16 protein-coding genes are annotated in these 17,056 nt (G+C 63.9%); 7 read left to right on the top strand and 9 right to left on the bottom strand.

Annotated features, from left to right (window positions below; all coding sequences use genetic code 11):
• Positions 1-64: 64 nt before the first annotated feature.
• The 8 genes from AWB68_RS15115 to AWB68_RS15080 are packed head-to-tail and all read right to left on the bottom strand — an operon-like array spanning position 65 to position 9,956.
• Positions 65-1,000, bottom strand: a complete 936-nt coding sequence (locus tag AWB68_RS15115) for an electron transfer flavoprotein subunit alpha/FixB family protein (RefSeq protein ID WP_087645157.1) — start codon at positions 998-1,000, stop codon at positions 65-67.
• Positions 1,001-1,011: 11 nt separating this feature from the next.
• Entirely contained in the window at positions 1,012-1,761 is a 750-nt protein-coding gene (locus AWB68_RS15110; protein ID WP_087645156.1) for an electron transfer flavoprotein subunit beta/FixA family protein, read from the bottom strand.
• Complete coding sequence (locus AWB68_RS15105) at positions 1,758-3,398, bottom strand: GMC family oxidoreductase (protein WP_087645155.1); 1,641 nt, start codon at positions 3,396-3,398, stop codon at positions 1,758-1,760. Before AWB68_RS15105 ends, AWB68_RS15110 begins: the two co-directional genes overlap by 4 nt.
• On the bottom strand, positions 3,395-4,627 hold the full coding sequence (locus AWB68_RS15100) for a CaiB/BaiF CoA transferase family protein (RefSeq protein WP_087645154.1): 1,233 nt from the start codon (positions 4,625-4,627) through the stop codon (positions 3,395-3,397). Before AWB68_RS15100 ends, AWB68_RS15105 begins: the two co-directional genes overlap by 4 nt.
• The gene (locus tag AWB68_RS15095; RefSeq protein ID WP_087645153.1) at positions 4,620-6,413 is read right to left on the bottom strand and encodes an FAD-binding protein; all 1,794 of its coding nucleotides are present in this window, start codon (positions 6,411-6,413) and stop codon (positions 4,620-4,622) included. The genes AWB68_RS15100 and AWB68_RS15095 overlap by 8 nt, the downstream gene beginning before the upstream one ends.
• A gap of 13 nt (positions 6,414-6,426) precedes the next feature.
• Complete coding sequence (locus AWB68_RS15090) at positions 6,427-7,608, bottom strand: acyl-CoA dehydrogenase family protein (protein WP_087645152.1); 1,182 nt, start codon at positions 7,606-7,608, stop codon at positions 6,427-6,429.
• Positions 7,609-7,627: 19 nt separating this feature from the next.
• Positions 7,628-8,452: an HpcH/HpaI aldolase family protein gene (locus tag AWB68_RS15085; RefSeq protein WP_087645151.1), complete on the bottom strand. Its 825-nt coding sequence runs from the start codon at positions 8,450-8,452 to the stop codon at positions 7,628-7,630.
• 13 nt (positions 8,453-8,465) lie between these two features.
• Positions 8,466-9,956 (bottom strand): NAD-dependent succinate-semialdehyde dehydrogenase, encoded by a 1,491-nt coding sequence (locus AWB68_RS15080; RefSeq protein WP_087645150.1) that lies wholly within the window; start codon positions 9,954-9,956, stop codon positions 8,466-8,468.
• Positions 9,957-10,226: 270 nt separating this feature from the next.
• Here AWB68_RS15080 and AWB68_RS15075 point away from each other — a divergent pair, with 270 nt between their 5' ends.
• From AWB68_RS15075 to AWB68_RS15060, 4 genes are read left to right on the top strand one after another with little or no spacing between them, the layout of a single operon-like run.
• Positions 10,227-11,255: a TRAP transporter substrate-binding protein gene (locus AWB68_RS15075; protein WP_200828702.1), complete on the top strand. Its 1,029-nt coding sequence runs from the start codon at positions 10,227-10,229 to the stop codon at positions 11,253-11,255.
• Between the two features lie 35 nt (positions 11,256-11,290).
• Positions 11,291-13,198: a TRAP transporter large permease gene (locus AWB68_RS15070; protein WP_087645149.1), complete on the top strand. Its 1,908-nt coding sequence runs from the start codon at positions 11,291-11,293 to the stop codon at positions 13,196-13,198.
• A 24-nt stretch (positions 13,199-13,222) separates the two neighbouring features.
• Positions 13,223-13,981: a GntR family transcriptional regulator gene (locus AWB68_RS15065; protein WP_235028343.1), complete on the top strand. Its 759-nt coding sequence runs from the start codon at positions 13,223-13,225 to the stop codon at positions 13,979-13,981.
• A gap of 39 nt (positions 13,982-14,020) precedes the next feature.
• Positions 14,021-14,953: a D-2-hydroxyacid dehydrogenase gene (locus AWB68_RS15060; RefSeq protein WP_087645148.1), complete on the top strand. Its 933-nt coding sequence runs from the start codon at positions 14,021-14,023 to the stop codon at positions 14,951-14,953.
• Between the two features lie 174 nt (positions 14,954-15,127).
• Here AWB68_RS15060 and AWB68_RS50790 read toward each other — a convergent pair whose 3' ends face one another.
• The gene (locus AWB68_RS50790; protein ID WP_268810927.1) at positions 15,128-15,259 is read right to left on the bottom strand and encodes a hypothetical protein; all 132 of its coding nucleotides are present in this window, start codon (positions 15,257-15,259) and stop codon (positions 15,128-15,130) included.
• A gap of 555 nt (positions 15,260-15,814) precedes the next feature.
• Between AWB68_RS50790 and relB the strand changes: the two genes are divergently transcribed.
• The 3 genes from relB to AWB68_RS15045 all read left to right on the top strand — a co-directional run bounded on the left by relB (position 15,815) and on the right by AWB68_RS15045 (position 16,882).
• The gene (relB, locus tag AWB68_RS15055; RefSeq protein WP_087645147.1) at positions 15,815-16,012 is read left to right on the top strand and encodes a type II toxin-antitoxin system RelB family antitoxin; all 198 of its coding nucleotides are present in this window, start codon (positions 15,815-15,817) and stop codon (positions 16,010-16,012) included.
• A complete protein-coding gene (locus AWB68_RS15050) occupies positions 16,009-16,317 on the top strand; it encodes a type II toxin-antitoxin system RelE/ParE family toxin (RefSeq protein ID WP_200828701.1) in 309 nt (102 codons plus the stop codon). The genes relB and AWB68_RS15050 overlap by 4 nt, the downstream gene beginning before the upstream one ends.
• Positions 16,318-16,384: 67 nt before the next feature.
• Positions 16,385-16,882, top strand: a complete 498-nt coding sequence (locus AWB68_RS15045; protein WP_087645146.1) for a hypothetical protein — start codon at positions 16,385-16,387, stop codon at positions 16,880-16,882.
• Positions 16,883-17,056 lie beyond the last annotated feature (174 nt).

Genomic DNA, 17,056 nt, shown 5'->3' with positions numbered 1-17,056 from the left:
CGGGTGATTGCCTGAGGGTGTCGTCTCCTTTTACTACTGGTTGTTTTTGTCAGGCGATGCGGGATTAGGCAACCTCTTTCACCAGTTCCGGCACGAGCGTGAACAGATCGCCCACCAGACCGTAGTCGGCGACACCAAAGATCGGTGCTTCCGCGTCCTTGTTGATCGCGACGATGACCTTGCTGTCCTTCATGCCGGCCAAGTGCTGGATGGCGCCCGAGATGCCGACCGCTACGTACAGCTGCGGTGCGACGATCTTGCCGGTTTGACCGACTTGATAATCGTTCGGTACGAAGCCCGCATCGACCGCTGCGCGCGATGCGCCGAGTGCCGCGCCGAGTTTGTCCGCCAGCGGTTCCAGAATCTTCGTGTAGTTCTCGCCGTTGCCCAAACCGCGTCCACCCGACACGATGATCGTCGCCGAGGTCAACTCTGGACGGGTTAGCTTTGTGAGTTCACGGCTCACGAACTGCGAAATGCCGGCTTCGGCGGCGGCTTCGATTTTTTCAATCGATGCGCTGCCGCCTTCCACCGCGACCGGATCGAAGCCCGTTGTACGCACCGTGATGATCTTGATCGGATCGCTCGATTGCACCGTCGCGATCGCGTTGCCGGCGTAGATCGGGCGCTCGAACGTGTCTGCGCTGTCGACGGCGGTGATGTCGCTGATCTGCGCGACGTCCAGATGCGCGGCGATACGCGGCGCGATGTTCTTGCCGTATGCGGTCGCGGGCGCGAGGACATGTGAATAATCTCTCGCGATCCTCAGCACCGTGCCGTTGATGTTTTCCGCGAGGCCATCGCCCAGTTGCGGCGCATCGGCGAGCAATACCTTGCTCACGCCCGCGATTTTCGCGGCCGCATCCGCTGCGGCTTGGGCGTTCGAACCCGCCACCAGCACGTGAATATCACCGCCGATCTTTTGTGCGGCAGCAATCGTGTTCAAGGTCGCCGCCTTGATCGACGCGTTGTCGTGTTCTGCAATTACCAGAATCGTCATGCTTGTCTCCCTTACAGAACCTTGGCTTCGTTCTTCAATTTCTCGACCAGCGTCTTCACGTCCGGCACCATCACGCCCGCCGAGCGCTTGGGCGGCTCGACGACTTTCAGCGTCTTCAGGCGCGGCGTGACATCGACACCAAAATCAGCAAGTTTCAAAGTTTCCAAAGGCTTCTTCTTCGCCTTCATGATGTTGGGCAGCGTCACGTAGCGCGGCTCGTTCAGGCGCAGGTCCGTGGTCACAACAGCGGGCAGCTTCAGCGAAAGGGTCTCGGATCCGCCATCGACTTCACGCGACACGGTCGCTTTGCCATCGGCCACAACGACCTTCGATGCAAACGTCGCCTGCGGCAGGCCCGCCAACGCGGCGAGCATCTGACCGGTTTGATTCGAATCATCATCGATGGCCTGCTTGCCGAGGATGATCAGCCCAGGCTGCTCTTTGTCGACCAACGCCTTGAGAATCTTCGCGACTGCGAGCGGCTGCAATTCGTCGGTCGATTCAACGAGAATCGCGCGATCCGAGCCGATTGCCATCGCCGTGCGCAGCGTCTCCTGACATTGCGTGACGCCGCACGTAACGGCTACGACCTCAGTCGCCACGCCCGCTTCGCGCAACCGCACCGCTTCTTCTAACGCGATCTCATCGAACGGGTTCATCGACATCTTCACATTCGCCACGTCGACGCCCGTGCCATCCGACTTCACCCGGATCTTCACGTTGTAGTCGACCACGCGTTTCACACACACCAGCACCTTCATACAGTCTCCTTCGAGCGTTGCTTCGTCAGGCCCGCCTCGCGCGGCGAGCGAATGATCTGCGCGGCGCGTTCCGCGAGCATCAACACGGTCGCATTCGTATTGGTCGAGGTGATCGACGGCATCACCGATGCATCCACGATCCGCAACCCCGTCATTCCGCGCACGCGGAGTTCCGAATCGACCACGCTCATTTCGTCGTCGCCCATCCTGCAAGTGCCGACCGCGTGATAAACGGTCGAGCCGTTGTCGCGCACGTATTGCAGCAGCGCTTCGTCACTGGTGGCCGCGCGACCCGGCACGGTCTCCTCGACGATGTAGCGCGCAATCTCCGGTTGCGCAAAAATCTTCCGGCCGATCTTGAGCCCTTCCACCATCGTGTTTCGGTCGAGTTCGTGACTCAGATACGACGGCGCGATCGTCGGGGAAGCCGCCACATCATTGCTGCGGATATGCACGTGTCCGCGACTCTCGGGCCGCATTTGCCAGACGCCGCATGAGATGCCCGGCTCGGCCTCAAGCACGCCGATGCGTCCCGCCGCGAAACTGCCGGGGGCGATCACGTACTGCACATCGGGACGCTCGGCAAACCGCGTCTGCGCGAAGGCACCGACGATCGCCGCGCTGTACGTCAGCACGCCGGTTCCCGACACCACATACCGCATCATCTCGCGCGCCAGCGCGAGGCCGTGCGAGCGTTCGTTCGCGGTGCCGGCGCCGCGCACGCGAAAGCCCAGTCGCACCACGTAGTGATCTTGCAAGTTGCTGCCGACGCCTGGCGACGCAACGCGCGTCTGAATGCCGGCGTTATCGAGCACGTCCCGGTCGCCGATTCCGCTCAACTCCAGCAGCTTGGGTGTGCCGATCACGCCCGCGCTTATGATCACCTCGCGTTTCGCGCGGATGTCGAGCGGATTGCCGGCGCCGGTCGTCGCACTGACGCCGGTCACCTGCGTGCCGGTCATCTCGAGCTTCGACACTTGCAAGCCGGTCAGCACCGTGAGGTTTGGCCGCGCCATCGCGGGCCGCAGATAGGCGCGCGCCGCGCTCGACCGTCGACGCCCTTCACGCGTTTGCTGGTAATACCAGATCGACGGGCCGCGCGTCGTCGAGTTGGGATCGTCGAGAAAATCGAGACCCGCCTGCTGCGCCGCTGCGACCACCGATGCGCAGATCTCCGGTGGATTCTTCACGCGGCTGACCTGGATCGGACCATCGGTGCCGCGTTGCGCGCTGCGGCCCTCAGTCCACGTTTCCGAGCGGCTGTAGTACGGCAGGCAATTCGCGAAGTTCCAGCCGCTTGCTCCCGCCGCTTCCCAGCTATCGATGTCCTCGGCGAACGGCCGCACGTACAGCAACCCGTTGATCGCACTCGATCCGCCGAGTCCACGCCCGCGAGGGAACATAATCTCGCGGCCGCCCGTCTCGACGCTCGCTTCCGTGTGATAGCGCCAGGTCACGGTCGGATGGTCGAGCAGCCGCACGAACCCCGCCGGAACATGAATGAACGGATGACGATCGCGCTCGCCCGCCTCGATCAGGATGACTCTGACGTTCGGCTCTTCCGACAGCCGGCTCGCCAGCACGCAGCCGGCCGTCCCCGCGCCGACGATCACATAATCTGCCGTAAGCCTCTTCATGATCTCGCACCTGCTTCGGCCACTTGCGCCGAGCGCCTGCCTTCGAGCTCGGCGATCTCGTCGACGCTGAAGCCGAACTCGGCAAGCACCTCGGCGGTGTGTTCGCCGAGCACCGGCGGCGGCCGGCGGTAAGCCACCGGACTGCCGTGGAAATTAACCGGGCTCGCGATGTTCGTGACCGTGCCCGCGCGAGGATGCTCGATCTCGACCACCGCGCCGTTGTGCTTGATCTGCGGGTCCTGGGTCAGCGCCGTGTGGTAGTCCTGCACCATCGCACACGGCACATCGGCGGCGCTCAGGTGGGCCACCCAGTAGTCGGCGGTATGCAGCAGGAACTGCTGCTCCAGGATTGTATCGAGCGCATGACGGTTCGCCGTGCGCGCGGTGTTGCCGATAAAGCGCTCGTCAGTCAGCAACTCCTCGCGACCGAGCGCGCGGCACAGGTTCTGCCAGAATTTTTCGGTAAAGCACGCCGCGAAGAAATAGCGGCCGTCCGAGCCTTGATAGTTGCGATACGGCACCATCGTCGGATGGCCGCTGCCAAGGCGCTCGGGCGCCTTGCCGCTCCTCAGCGTTTCGCCGTCGCGGGGAATCGTGCTGAAAAGTGCCGCCGAAAGAAGCGACGTATCAATGCGCTGCCCAACGCCGTGCCGCTCGAGATGCAAAAGCGCCGCCGAAATGCCGAACGCGAGCAAGGCCGCTGCGCCGAAGTCGGGCAACGGAGCACCGAGCCGCACGGGATTGCCGCCCGCTTCACCCGTCATGTCCATGAGACCGGCGACGGCCTGCACGATCGGATCGTTCGCGGGCCACGCGGCATACGGCCCGCTCTGCCCAAACGCCGACACGCTCGCGTAGACGATTTTCGGATTGCGCGCCTTGACTGCCTCGTAGCCGATGCCCAGACGCTCGACCGTCCCCGGCCGGAAGTTTTCGACGACCACATCCGCCTGCTCCGCCATGCGCAGAAACGCGTCGCGCCCTTCTTCCGATTTCAGGTCGAGCCGCATGCTGCGCTTGTTCCGGTTCTGCGACAGGAACTGCACGCTCTCGCCTTCGATGAACTGGTTGCCGAGGTTGCGCGACAGGTCGCCCGAGCGCGGCTCTTCCACCTTGATCACATCGGCGCCGAGGTCCGCGAGTAGCACCGTGCCGACGGGGCCGGCGGTCATCACCGTCAGGTCGAGAATCCGATAGCCCGACAACGGGCCAGCTTGTGTCTTATCCATGATTGGCTGCCTGGTAAAGCGATTGTTCGGGGAGTTCGGCGTGCACGTAACGCAGCCCGGCGAACTTCGGGCGTAAAGGATCGTCGGTGCCGCGCGTGATCGTCAGCGCGTGGCCGAACCGGGCGTCGTCGCGTTCGGGGCAATCCGTGCGGTAGTGGCTACTGCGCGATTCGCGCCGCTCGATACACGCCTCGACGATCACTGCGGCGGTGGTCGCCATGTTGTCGATGGTCAACGCGTCGATCGCGCTTTGCGGCGTCGCCGCGCCGCCTGCCTCGAACTGCTCACGAGCCTCGCGGGCAACCTGCAACGCCTGCTTCAAACCAATCTCGGTCTTTTCGACGAGGCAATGCGTCTGCATCGCGTGACGCAGGCCGGTCGCGATGCGCTGCGCGTCGAAGCTGGCATTGGGCTTGAGCGCAAGTTCGAGACGCGCTGCGAGCGGTGCGGCGTCGGGTGCTCCCGGCGCCGCGTTCTGGCGCGCGAAAACCGCGGCGCCGGCGCCGGCGCGATGACCGAACACCTGACCTTCGGCGAGCGAATTGCCGCCCGGACGGTCCGGGCCGCGCACGCCGCCCGCCAGTTCGCCGATCACGAACAAGCCCTCGATGGTGGACATCGCGTTGGTGTCGGTCATCCGCACGCCGCCGTTCAGACACTGGAACGCGATCCCCACATCGAGCAGATCGCGCTGCGGGTCGAGCCCCTTCGCGCGCATCCAGCGCATCGTGTTCGGAATGGTCGCGGCGAGCTTTTCGGGCGCGATGTGCGCGAAGGAGAACTGCACGGCGCCGCGCTCGGTGCCGCGTCCAGCCGCGATCTCTGCCGCAATCGCGATATCGATGTAGCGCGATTCGTTCGAAATGGTGAACGGAAACACCTTCTCGTCCATGATGGCTTCAGGTGCGACGCCTGCCGGCAGATAATCGGCAAGGAATTCGTGGCCGTCGCGATTGAGCATCTTCGGATGCAGGATGAAGCACGACTTGCTGAAGAGCTGCACGTACGGATGCACCATCGCCGGACCGAACTGATGGAACTCCATGTTGACGAGTTCCGCGCCGTGTCGAAAGCAGATCGCCTGGCCGTCGCCGGTCATTTCGGCCGTCGACACCTGTTGCGAGAACAGGCCGTGCGCGCCGCCAGTGCCCAGCACGACCGCACCCGCCGACACGACGAGCAGCCGCCGCGAGTTGAGGTCCATGCCGACCACGCCGCTGACACGCCCGGTCGAATCGCGCAGCAAGTCGATCAGCGCGACCGAATGGCGCGTCTCGACACCGAGCTTCTTCGCCTCGTCGGCGAGTGCGCTCACGAACGCCTTGCCGGTCTTGCCCTTCACACCGAGCGCGCGTGCGTAGCTGCCGAAGTCGCTCTGAATCAGCTTGTAGCCGGCATCTGGGCCTTCTGTGCGTACGCGATCGAACGGCACGCCCAGCGCAATTAGATCGGCGATCCGCGCCGGCGCGTCTTCGGCCAGCACGCGCACCAGCTCGCGATCGATGAAGCCGCCGGCCGGGCGCATCGTGTCTTCGTAGTGGATGCTCGGGCTGTCCTGCTCGCTGCCATAGCCCGACGCGCCCATGCTCATGATTTCGCTCGCGCCGTGCACCGTGCTGCCGCCCTGCCCGACCGGCGCCTTCGCCACCACGAGCACCTTCGCGCCCGCCTGCGCCGCCGATACCGCCGCCCGTGATGCGGCCCCGCCGCCGCCCACCACGACCACGTCCGCCTGAACCTGATCGACGTCGAAACCGAATGTCTCGAATGTTTGAACCAGAGTCACCTTCGCTCTCCGCTTATGACTTCAGCGCGCGTGCAACGATGTTGCGCTGGATTTGATTGGTGCCGCCGAAGATCTGGAACATCTTGGCTTCGCGGAAATGCCGCTGCATCGCGTATTCGGCGGAGTAGCCGTTGGCGCCCATGATCTGAATACCGTCGGTCGCGACCTGCACGTAGGTATCGGACGCAAAGTACTTCGCCTGCGACGATTCCACGTCGCACGTCTCGCCCTCGTCGAGCAGCTTGGCCGCGCGAAACGCCAGCATGCGGGCCGCATCCACCCGCGTCTGCATGTCGGCGAGCATGTGCGACACCGTCTGGAAATCGATGATCGACTGGCCGAACTGCTTGCGCTCGTTCGCATACCAGCGCGCGAGATCGATCGCCGCTTGCGCGCCGCCGACGCACATCGCCGAGAGTGCAATGCGCTCTTTCGAGAGCACCGTCGTGAGCTTCTTCCAGCCGACGTGCAGTCCGCCGACGATGCTGTCCTTCGACACCCGCACGCCGTCATAGACCACTTCACAGGTGCGGATCGCGTGACCGCCGAGCAGGTCGATCGGATTGATCGAGATGCCCTTCGATTCGGTCGGCACGAGAAAGAGGCTGATGCCGTCGTGCTTCTTCGCATTCGGGTCGGTGCGCACGGCGGTTAGGATGTAGTCGGCCTGAACGGCGCCTGAGATCCACATCTTGGTTCCGTTGATGATGAAGTCGTCGCCGTCGGCCACGGCGTGCGTGGTGAGCGATGCGGCGTCCGACCCCGAGCCGTTCTCGCTCAGCGCGAAGGCGAGCCACGCCTTGCCAGCGGCGAGCTTCGGCAGGACCTCGGACTTGAGGTGCTCGGGCGCGAAGCGTGCGAGCGCACCGCCGCACATGTTCACGTTCGCGTTCCAGAACCGCGCGAGCGCGATCGTGTGGTACGCGACGATCTCGAGGTAGGCCGCCATGTCGAGATAGCCGCCGATGCCACCATGTTCTTCCGGCAGCGTGATGCCGAACCAGCCCTGCTCGGCGGCGACATCGACGAGTTCCTGAGGGAAGCGCTTTTCCTCGTCGCAGTGACGGATATATTCGGGCGACGCGTGGCGCGTAAGCACGCGATTCACCGAGTCGCGGAATTCGAACTGGTCCGAGCTCAGATAGGGCTTCAGGTCGCGTCGATTGACCAGGTTTGCTGCGTATGCGGGATTCACTTTATCTCCTCCGGCTGACTCAGGATGCTTGTTGTTGCAGGGACGGCTCTTCTGCCGCCCCGAGCGGGATCGATCGCAACATGCTGGAGCGCGCTTTGGCTCCCGCCATCAGGAACGCGAGATCCGAGCCGCTGAGAATGAAGCGCGCGCCCTTTTGCACATAGGCGCTCATCAGCGCTTCGTCGTACACGCCGCCGACGCCCGGCACCTTGCCGTGGCGCGCGCACGCGGCGCACACCGTGTCGATCGCCTCGCCAATACGCGCATGGCCGAGCTGTCCGGTGATGCCGAGTTCGGCCGCGAGATCGGTCGCGCCGACCAGCAGCACGTCGATGCCGGGCACTGCCGCGATCGCTTCAACGTTCGCGAGCCCATCGCGCGTTTCGATCATCGCGACGACAAGAATCTCGTCGTTGATCGCGCGGACCACGTCGGCGATCGGCAGCGCCTCGAAGCCGACCTGCGGCAGCATGCCAGGAATCGAGCGGCCTCCAGCGGGCGGAAAGCGGCACATATTCGCGACGTGCGCGGCCTGCTCCGCCGTGCTGACGTGCGGCACGACGATGCCCATCGCGCCGGTGTCGAGCAGGCGCGTGGCGTGAAACGGCTCGTGACCCGGCACGCGGATAATCGGCGTGATGCCGCCAACCAGTGCGCCCGCGCAGATTTGCGCGGCGGTGTCGATGTCCATGGAGTTGTGTTCCATGTCGATGAAGAGCCAGTCGAAGCCGCTCGTCTTCGCGATCTGCGCGATATCGACGGTGCGAGCCTGGCGCAGACCCATGCCAAGGGCGAGTTCGCCCGTTTGCAGCCGTGCTTTCGCGTGATTCTTTATGCTTTGCATGATGGGTTTCCAGTCAGACGGTGGCGTAGCCGGCGTCGGGCGTCTCGTCCTCTGCCAGTTCCAGGTTGATGAATTTGGTGTCGAGATAGTCGCGGATCGCGTGCGGGCCGCCTTCCCGTCCGAAGCCGCTGTCCTTGGCTCCGCCGAACGGCGTTTCCGCCGTCGAGGCGACGAACGTGTTCACGCCGATCACGCCGGCCTGCAGGCGCTCGGTGGTTTCCAGCGTATTGCGCATCGAGCGTGTGAATACGTAGGCGGCGAGGGCGAACGGCAGGCGGTTGGCTTCCTCGATGACTTCGTCGGTGGTCGCGAATGGCGTGAGCGTGCCGACCGGGCCGAACGGCTCGTCGTTCATCAGGCCGATGTGCGGCGCCGGGTTGGCGACGAGCGTCGGCTCGTAGAACCAGCCTTGGCCGAATTGCGACGGGCGCCGGCCGCCGCAGAGAATCTGCGCGCCGTCGCTTGCCGCTTCGTCGACGAGCCGTTCGATCGCTTCGCGGCGGCGCGCCGTGGTGAGCGGCCCGAGATCGGTGTTCTGCTCGAGCGGATCGCCGAGTTTTAGTGCCTTCGACCGCTCGACGAGCGCCTTCACGGTCTTGTCGAAGATTGATTGATGCACATAGAAACGCGTCGGCGATGCGCAGACCTGACCTGCATTGCGAAACTTGCCGAGCGAGGCGAGCTTCGCGAACGCGGCGATATCGGCATCGGAGTGGACGATCACCGGCGCGTGGCCGCCGAGTTCCATCGTGACTTTCTTGAGCGTCTGCGCCGACATTTCGACGATCTGCCGGCCGATCGGCACCGAGCCCGTGAAGCTGATCTTGGCGACGCGCTCATCGGCCATGATCGTCGGCGTGATGACGTCGGGCTTGCCGATCACAAGGTTCACGGCGCCTTCGGGGAAACCGGCGTCGGTGAAGCAGCGCACGAGCGCCATCGTCGCGCCCGCCGCCTCGTTCGACGGCCGGATCACGATCGCGTTGCCCGCCGCGAGCGCCGGGCCCATCTTGCGGGCCAGCAGGAGCAGCGGGAAATTCCACGGCGTGAAGGCCGCGACGACGCCGAGCGGCTCGTAGTGCACCAGATAGCGCCCGCCCTTGACGCGGCTTTCATACGACATGCCGAACACGCGGCGCGCTTCGTCGGCAAACCAGTCGATCGATTCCGCTGACGCGTTCGCCTCGCCCGCCGCCTGCGCGATCGGTTTGCCGGTCTCCAGCGCGACGATCCGGCCGAGTTGCGGCGCCCGCTCGCGAATCAGGACCGCCGCGCGCCGCAACAGCGCCGAGCGCTCCCACGGTGTCAACTTGCGCATCGCACGCGAGCCGATCACAGCCGCGGCGACGGCTTGCGTCACCTGCTCCTTCGTCGCGAGCGGCGTGTGGCCGAGCGGCGCTTCGGTGGCGGGGTTCACCGACACCTGGCCGTTGTCCGCCGACGCCGGATACCAGCGCCCCCCGATCAGCAAACCGTGCTCGCGGTAATGCTCGTGTAATTCCATGCTGCCTCCTGATATGAATCGTGGGCCGATTCGTCAGACGGAATCCGTCTGACGCACCCGTCGGATGAACGTATTTTTGTCTGCACTCTTTTTCTTATATCAACATCTTGACACATAAGTGTCAACACTTTTAAAGTGTGTGTCAGCGAAACAAGATTGATCGCATGCAAACGCGAAAGGCTTCTTGCGAATCGCTTTCGAAAATAACGAACGTGCCGGCGCCGCCGCGCGCGTCCCCGATGCAGCACTTCCTTTCATGGAGCGAGACAAATGAATTCGTATTCCCGTCGTGCCTTTATGCGAACTCTTGGCGCGGCATCTGCCGTCGCGGCAGGCGCGAGCGTGGTGGCGCCCATCGCTCGGGCCCAGGCCGCGCAATACAAGCTGAAGTACGCGCACAACCTCGCCATCTCGCACCCGCTGAACATCCGCGCCAAGGAGGCAGCGGACGCGATCAGGAAGGAAACCAATGGCCGCGTCGACTTGCAGATCTTCCCGAACGGCCAGATGGGCACCGACACCGACATGCTGTCGCAGGTCCGCTCCGGTGCCATCGACTTCCTGACGCAAGGCGGCGTCGTGCTCTCCACGCTCGTGCCGGTATCCGCAATCAACGGCATCGGCTTCGCGTTCAAGGATTACAACCAGGTCTGGGCCGCGATGGACGGCGATCTCGGCGCCCACATCCGTACGGCGATCTCGAAGGTCGGGCTGGTGGCGATGGATAAGGTGTGGGACAACGGCTTCCGTCACATCACCAGTTCGATCAAGCCAGTGCAGATGCCCACCGACCTGAAGGGCCTGAAGATTCGCGTGCCCGTGAGTCCGCTGTGGACATCAATGTTTAAGGCGCTCGATGCCTCGCCGACCAGCATCAACTTCAGCGAAGCGTATTCAGCGCTGCAGACCAAGGTGGTTGATGCCGAGGAAAACCCGCTCGCACTCATCGACACGGGCCGCTTCTATGAAGTGCAGAAATACTGCTCGCTGACGGGCCACATTTGGGACGGCTTCTGGTTCCTCGGCAACGCACGCTCGTGGGGCAACCTGCCGCCGGACCTGCAGGCGATTGTGGCGAAACACCTCAATGCCGCGGCGATCAGGGAGCGCGCCGACGTCGCCGCGCTGAACACCTCGCTCGAAACGCAACTGAAGGCGCACGGCATGGTGTTCAACAAACCCGATACTCAGCCGTTTCGCGCCGCCCTGCAAAAGTCCGGCTTCTACGACCAGTGGCGCAAAAAATACGGCGACGAATCGTGGGCGCTCCTCGAGAAGTACACGCAAAAGTTCGCATGAACGCGAACCGTCCAAGAGTGTCTGGAGAACATGTCATGACTTCCCGAGTTCACCCGGAGCAGGTATTCGCAAACGAATTCGATGCGCCCGACCTCCCCGCCGGATCATCGAAGGTGGCGCGCGTAGGCGTCGCGCTCGAAACGTTCATCAAATGGATCACGGAAGTGCCGGCCGCGGTGCTGCTCGTTGTCGAGGTCGTGCTACTTCTGACCAACGTTACGTGCCGCTATGCCCTGCACGACCCACTCATCTGGGGCGACGAGCTCGCCTCGATCCTGTTCATCTGGCTGTCGATGCTGGGCGCCGTGATCGCGCTTCGGCGCGGCGAGCATATGCGCCTCACGATGTTCCTCGCGAAGATGCCGCAATCCCGCCGAATCTTCGCGGAGACGCTCGGCAATTTCATCGTAATGACGTTCGTGCTGCTGCTCGTGCAGCCAGCCACCCAATGGGCGATGGACGAGTGGATCATCACGACGCCCGCACTCAGCCTGCCGAACGCGATTCCCGCCGCAGCGATTCCGGTTGCCGCCGTGCTGATGCTCGCGCTAGCGGTCACGCGTCTGCTGGAACGTTCGACGCTGCGGGACTGTTTCGCCGCGTTCGCGGTCGTGGGCGGCCTCGCCGTCATCCTGTATTTCGCGCGCAACGCGCTCGCCCCGATGACGGCAATGAGCCTCATCCTGTTCTTCGCTGTCGGCACGATCACGATCATCTGCCTCGGCGTGCCAATCATGGTAGCGTTCGGCGTGTGTACGCTCGCGTACCTGTCGACGGTCACGGCGGCGCCCTTGACGATCGTGGTCAGCACGATGAGCCAGGGCATGTCGAGCCTGATCCTGCTCGCCGTGCCGCTGTTCATCCTGCTCGGCGCGCTGATGGAAGCCATGGGACTCGCTGAGGCGATGATCCGCTTTCTCGCATCCCTGATCGGGCACAAGCGCGGCGGTCTCGCCTATGTGCTGATCGGCGCGATGTATCTGGTGTCGGGCATCTCCGGTTCGAAAGTGGCCGACATGGCCGCGCTCGCACCGGGCCTGTTCCCCGAGATGAAGAAGCGCGGCGCGAACGAGGGCGATCTCGTCGCGATGCTCAGCTCGGCGGCGGCGATGTCGGAAACCATTCCGCCGAGTCTCGTGCTGATCACGATCGGCTCGGTGACCGGCGTCTCGATCGCCGCGCTCTTCACGGGCGGTTTCATGCCCGCGGTGGTCGGCGCGATCGCGCTGTGCGCGGTGATCGGGTACAAGAGCCGCAAGGAGCAGTTGGAGGGCGTCAAGCGCGCGTCGCGCGCCGAGATCGGCCGCACGCTCCTCGTCGCATTGCCGGCGCTTGCGTTGCCGTTCGTGATCCGTGCGGCGGTCGTCGAGGGCGTGGCGACTGCGACCGAAGTCGCGACGATCGGCGTCGCCTATACGGGCGTGGTCGGCTTGCTGCTGTATCGGCGCTTCGAGTGGAACCGGCTGTATCCGATCCTGGTGGAGACGGCGTCGCTGTCGGGCGCGATCCTGATCATCATCGGCTGCGCGACGGCGATGGGCTGGGCGCTCACGCAGTCGGGCTTCTCCGCGCAACTCGCCTCGCTGATGATGGCGGCGCCCGGCGGCAAGCTCGGCTTCCTGGCGATCTCGGCTGTGACGTTCGTGGTGCTAGGCAGTTTCCTGGAAGGAATTCCTGCGATCGTGCTGTTTGGGCCGCTGCTCTTTCCGATCGCGCGCGCGATGGGCATCTCAGACGTGCACTACGCGATGGTCGTCGTGTTCGCGATGGGGCTCGGCCTGTTCGCGCCGCCGCTCGGCCTCGGCTTCTATGCGGCGTGCGCGGTCAGCAAGGTGGATCCGAGCGCGGCGATGCGCCGGGTGTGGCCATATCTCGGCGCGCTGGCACTCGCTTTGATCGTCATCGTCGCGGTTCCGTGGGTGTCGACCGGGTTCCTGCGTTAAAAGCCGTGCAAAATAGGAACGAAAATGGCATTGACGAGAGCGGCGGCCCTGAAAACCGACATGAAACGTGAGATAAAAAGTGAGATAACCGGCGCCATCGACGGCAAGGTGAACGCGCGCGCGCCCGAGGTGATCGCATCGAAGCTGGATGACATCCGCGACCAGGTGCGCGCGATGATCCAGCGCGGCGAACTGCGCCCGGGCGAGCGCGTGAACGAGCAGGCGCTCGCGCATCAGATCGGCGTCGGCCGCAACTCGGCGCGCGAGGCGTTGCGCGCGCTCGAACAGGCGGGACTCGTGCGCATCGTGCCGAACCGGGGCGCGGAAGTGCGGCGCCTGTCGCTCGAGGAAGCGATGGATCTCTACGAGATCCGCGCGGGTCTCGCCCGCACGGCGGGACGCCTGGCCGCGCTGCGCCTGACGGGCGACGAGGAACAGTTGCTCGGCATTCTCCTCGAACAGATGGATGCCGCGGTCGCCGCGCGCGACGGTCGCGAGTATCAGGCTCTGAATACCGAGTTCCACCGGCAATTGATGGACGCGACCAAGAACCCGCGGCTCATCAAGATCAATCAGGCAGTCGAGGAGGAGTTGACGCTGTATCTGCACAAGGGCGTTTATTCGTTCTCGCAGATGCTGCGCTCGGCGAAGGAGCATCGCGAGCTGTTCGAAGCGCTGCGCACCGGACAGGCCGACCTCGCGGCACAGGCGTTCGAAATGCACGTGCAGACCGGCAAGAAGCGCATGCTCGACACGGTTTCCACGAATCCTGCCGATCGTTGAGCAGGCTTTGCGCACACGCAAAAGGACTGGAGTCGGTATTTGAAAACCATCGTCTTTCTGGATCGCGCGACGCTTGCCGTCGACATCCCAGAGCTTTCTTTCCCGCACCGTTGGGTCGAATATCCTTCGACTACACCAATGCAGGTCGTCGAGCGCTGCAACGGCGCGCAGATCGTCGTGACCAACAAGGTGCCGCTGTCACGCGAAGCGTTCGACCAATTGCCTGAACTCGAACTGATCGGCGTGCCCGCCGCCGGGGTCAATCACCTCGATCTGGAAACGTGCCGCGCGCGCGGCATCGGCGTCGTCATGTGCGCCGGCTATTCGACGATCTCGGTGCCCGAGCATGCCTTCGCGCTGATATTGGCGTTGCGCCGCAATCTCGTGCCGTATTGGCGCGACATATACGCCGGCGGCTGGAGCGGCTCGCCGACCTTCTATGCGGAACTGCATCCGGTCGTGGATCTCTACGGCTCGACGCTTGGCATCATCGGGTCGGGGCATGGCGGCAAGCGCATCGGCCAACTCGCCGAGGCGTTCGGCATGCGTGTGCTCTTCGCCGACCGCAAGGGCGCAACTGCGCTCCGTCCCGGCTACTCGGCATTCGACGAGGTGCTGCGCGAGTCCGATGTGATCAGCCTGCATTGTCCTCTCACGGAAGAAACGCGGCATCTTTTCGGGATTGGCGAATTCGAGCGGATGAAGCGAACTGCATCGCTCGTGAACACGGCGCGCGGCGGGATCGTCGACGAAGCTGCGCTCCTCGAGGCGCTCGACCGCAAACTGATCGCCAACGCCGCGCTCGACGTGCTGGAGCAGGAGCCGCCTGCGCACGATCATCCGTTGCTGCGCAATCCCAGAGCCGACTTGATCGTGACGCCGCACGTCGCATGGCGTACGCAGGTAGCGATGAACCGGCTGGTGACGCAATTGGCCGAGGGCATCGAGGAGCACTATGCGCAAGTAGCGTAAGACGGAAAAGATCAGACGGAGCCTCGGACGAGGTCCGTGTGGTTTGGCATCTCTCTTTCAATTGCATTCGAAGCGACTCTTGGCCCTCGGAAGCCCGCGCATCGACCTAAGTGTTACGGCTGGCTCACGTTTGGCCAGGCGCCGGAATGGCACGGTTCAGATTCCGCACGCGAGCTATTGTTGCAACTGCCGTCCGGCATTGTTTTGACCGACCGATGCAGTACCAAAGTGACCCTGCACGAAGGCGCGCAGCGCGTTGAAATCCTTGGCGGTGAAGCTCCGATCGTTGATGAGCACTTCACTCATCGCGCCCGCCTCTCTTCCGATTCGGGGGCACCGGTGGCCGTGGTCGTGGGGCTGTCCGATAAGCCGACACACCGCTTTGGGTTCCGCATGCAACACGTCGGACCACCGCGGCTCGACGCGATGCGGCCGGCCGCGCAGCCGTCGCCGGACCCCGGCAGATGCAGACTCATGATCCAGTCCGCAGCCCGCGAGATCCGGCGCGGGCCGCGCCGAGCGCCGCCCGGCCCTGTCGGCGGTGATGGCAGCATCGAGTTGCAGCACGATCCTGGCGATTGCTTGGCTGGGAGAACCTCACATGGGAAGTCGAAATGCGCCTAAACCCCGAGGCGTAAATGGCAATGCGCCGATTTTACCGCGCAAACGTCATCCCGAAGATATAACTTATCAGGTTCGCAAACCAACTACAAAACGGGAACGCGATGGTTTCATGCGCGGCGTCGTCTGTCAAAAAATCCTTCGGCGAATGGAGCTTTGCGACGACCCAAGAGAGACGACGCGAACGCGCGCCGAGCGCGATGGGCTATCATCAGGGAATCAACCAACCGAGTAACCGCTATGGGCACCCGACTCGATCCCTATATCCATGAGCATGACACCGCGGAAGAAGCGGAAGCCTTCGACCGTGCGTTGTCTGAGCGCGTCGACCGCGCCATGAACAGCACGAAACCGGGCGTGACGCATGAGCAGGTCATGAAAGAGGCCCGCGCGCTTCTCAATGCGCAACGCGCGAAGAAGGCGGGGAAACGCGATTGACGCCTTTGCCCATCATTTGGACCGACGAAGCACGCGAAATCTTCCTCGAATATCTCTTCTTCATTTCCGAAAAGGACCAAGGCGCAGCAGAGAGGCTATTCGACCGAGTTGAGAACTCACTCGTCCCGGCGGCCTACTTCCCCTACTCGGCTCGCCCCGGTCGTGTGCCGGGCACCTATGAGATTATTTCGCACCCGAACTACATCACGATCTACGCCGTGCGCGAGAACGAAATCGACGGCAGGTTCATCTCTATCGTGGACTTCACCCACGTCAAGAAGCTTTACTCGCCCGGGTCAGCCTAATTCTCTGAGCATTTCGCGCACGAAGCTCTCTGCTTCCGCCCTCGCTGTCGATCCAGACCATACGATCGTGAGCGCCTGCAGCTCGGCGAAGCTGCGACCCATCCGCACGCTGTCTCCAGGCCGAAAAGCAGCGCGGCGCTCCCCGGCAAAGCTGGGTCACAACCCGCTCGACTTCGACGACGGCTTGGACGCGCACTACGCGGGTAAGTCCATCAAGGCCGGCTGGGACGTCGCGCGGAGCGCGGGGCCGGCACTGCAAGGACAACTCGCGAGCGTTCTGCCAACCCGCATGGGATTGACGACCATCACGGCCGATGAGCCGGCCACGATGCCTGAAACCGTACTCGCTGCCCTGCCGTGGCGCGCCCACGAGTGGGAAGAGGTAGCTCGGCTTGTCGCGATGATGCATGAGCATTCGGAGCGGTTTCCCGACGAGGCCATAAAGGCGGCCGACCGCGCCGACAGCATGCCGTCGCGGTCGGGGGACGACATGCGCAACGCTCGTGCGAAGCAAGCAATCGACCGACCCCGGGGCCACGCTCGAGGCGGTCATACGACTCGATGAAAAGCTCACCGCGCTAGGCGGCCAGGTGCGACAACTGCGGGGCCAGGCGAGCCGCAAGCGTGGCTTCTTCGGCTGACCGGAAGATGGCACGCGAGCGGCGTCCCCTGGGGCCTCGGCTCGCGCGGTCGAGGCAACTGCTATGCCAGGCGGTCCGCGGGCACTGGACACCACCGC

The organism is Caballeronia choica (assembly GCF_001544535.1).
GTDB lineage: Bacteria > Pseudomonadota > Gammaproteobacteria > Burkholderiales > Burkholderiaceae > Caballeronia > Caballeronia choica.
Note: the sequence above shows the minus strand (reverse complement) of the source record. Positions and strands in the feature narration are given on the sequence as shown.

Excerpts from the sequence above, each read along its gene's own strand:
- AWB68_RS15085 (WP_087645151.1), bottom strand. The coding sequence starts at position 8,452 with ATGCAAAGCATAAAGAATCACGCGAAAGCACGGCTGCAAACGGGCGAA.
- AWB68_RS15075 (WP_200828702.1), top strand. The coding sequence starts at position 10,227 with ATGAATTCGTATTCCCGTCGTGCCTTTATGCGAACTCTTGGCGCGGCA.
- AWB68_RS15100 (WP_087645154.1), bottom strand. The coding sequence starts at position 4,627 with ATGGATAAGACACAAGCTGGCCCGTTGTCGGGCTATCGGATTCTCGAC.
- AWB68_RS15115 (WP_087645157.1), bottom strand. The coding sequence starts at position 1,000 with ATGACGATTCTGGTAATTGCAGAACACGACAACGCGTCGATCAAGGCG.
- AWB68_RS15110 (WP_087645156.1), bottom strand. The coding sequence starts at position 1,761 with ATGAAGGTGCTGGTGTGTGTGAAACGCGTGGTCGACTACAACGTGAAG.
- AWB68_RS50790 (WP_268810927.1), bottom strand. The coding sequence starts at position 15,259 with ATGAGTGAAGTGCTCATCAACGATCGGAGCTTCACCGCCAAGGATTTC.
- AWB68_RS15105 (WP_087645155.1), bottom strand. The coding sequence starts at position 3,398 with ATGAAGAGGCTTACGGCAGATTATGTGATCGTCGGCGCGGGGACGGCC.
- AWB68_RS15065 (WP_235028343.1), top strand. The coding sequence starts at position 13,223 with ATGGCATTGACGAGAGCGGCGGCCCTGAAAACCGACATGAAACGTGAG.
- relB (WP_087645147.1), top strand. The coding sequence starts at position 15,815 with ATGGGCACCCGACTCGATCCCTATATCCATGAGCATGACACCGCGGAA.
- AWB68_RS15080 (WP_087645150.1), bottom strand. The coding sequence starts at position 9,956 with ATGGAATTACACGAGCATTACCGCGAGCACGGTTTGCTGATCGGGGGG.
- AWB68_RS15070 (WP_087645149.1), top strand. The coding sequence starts at position 11,291 with ATGACTTCCCGAGTTCACCCGGAGCAGGTATTCGCAAACGAATTCGAT.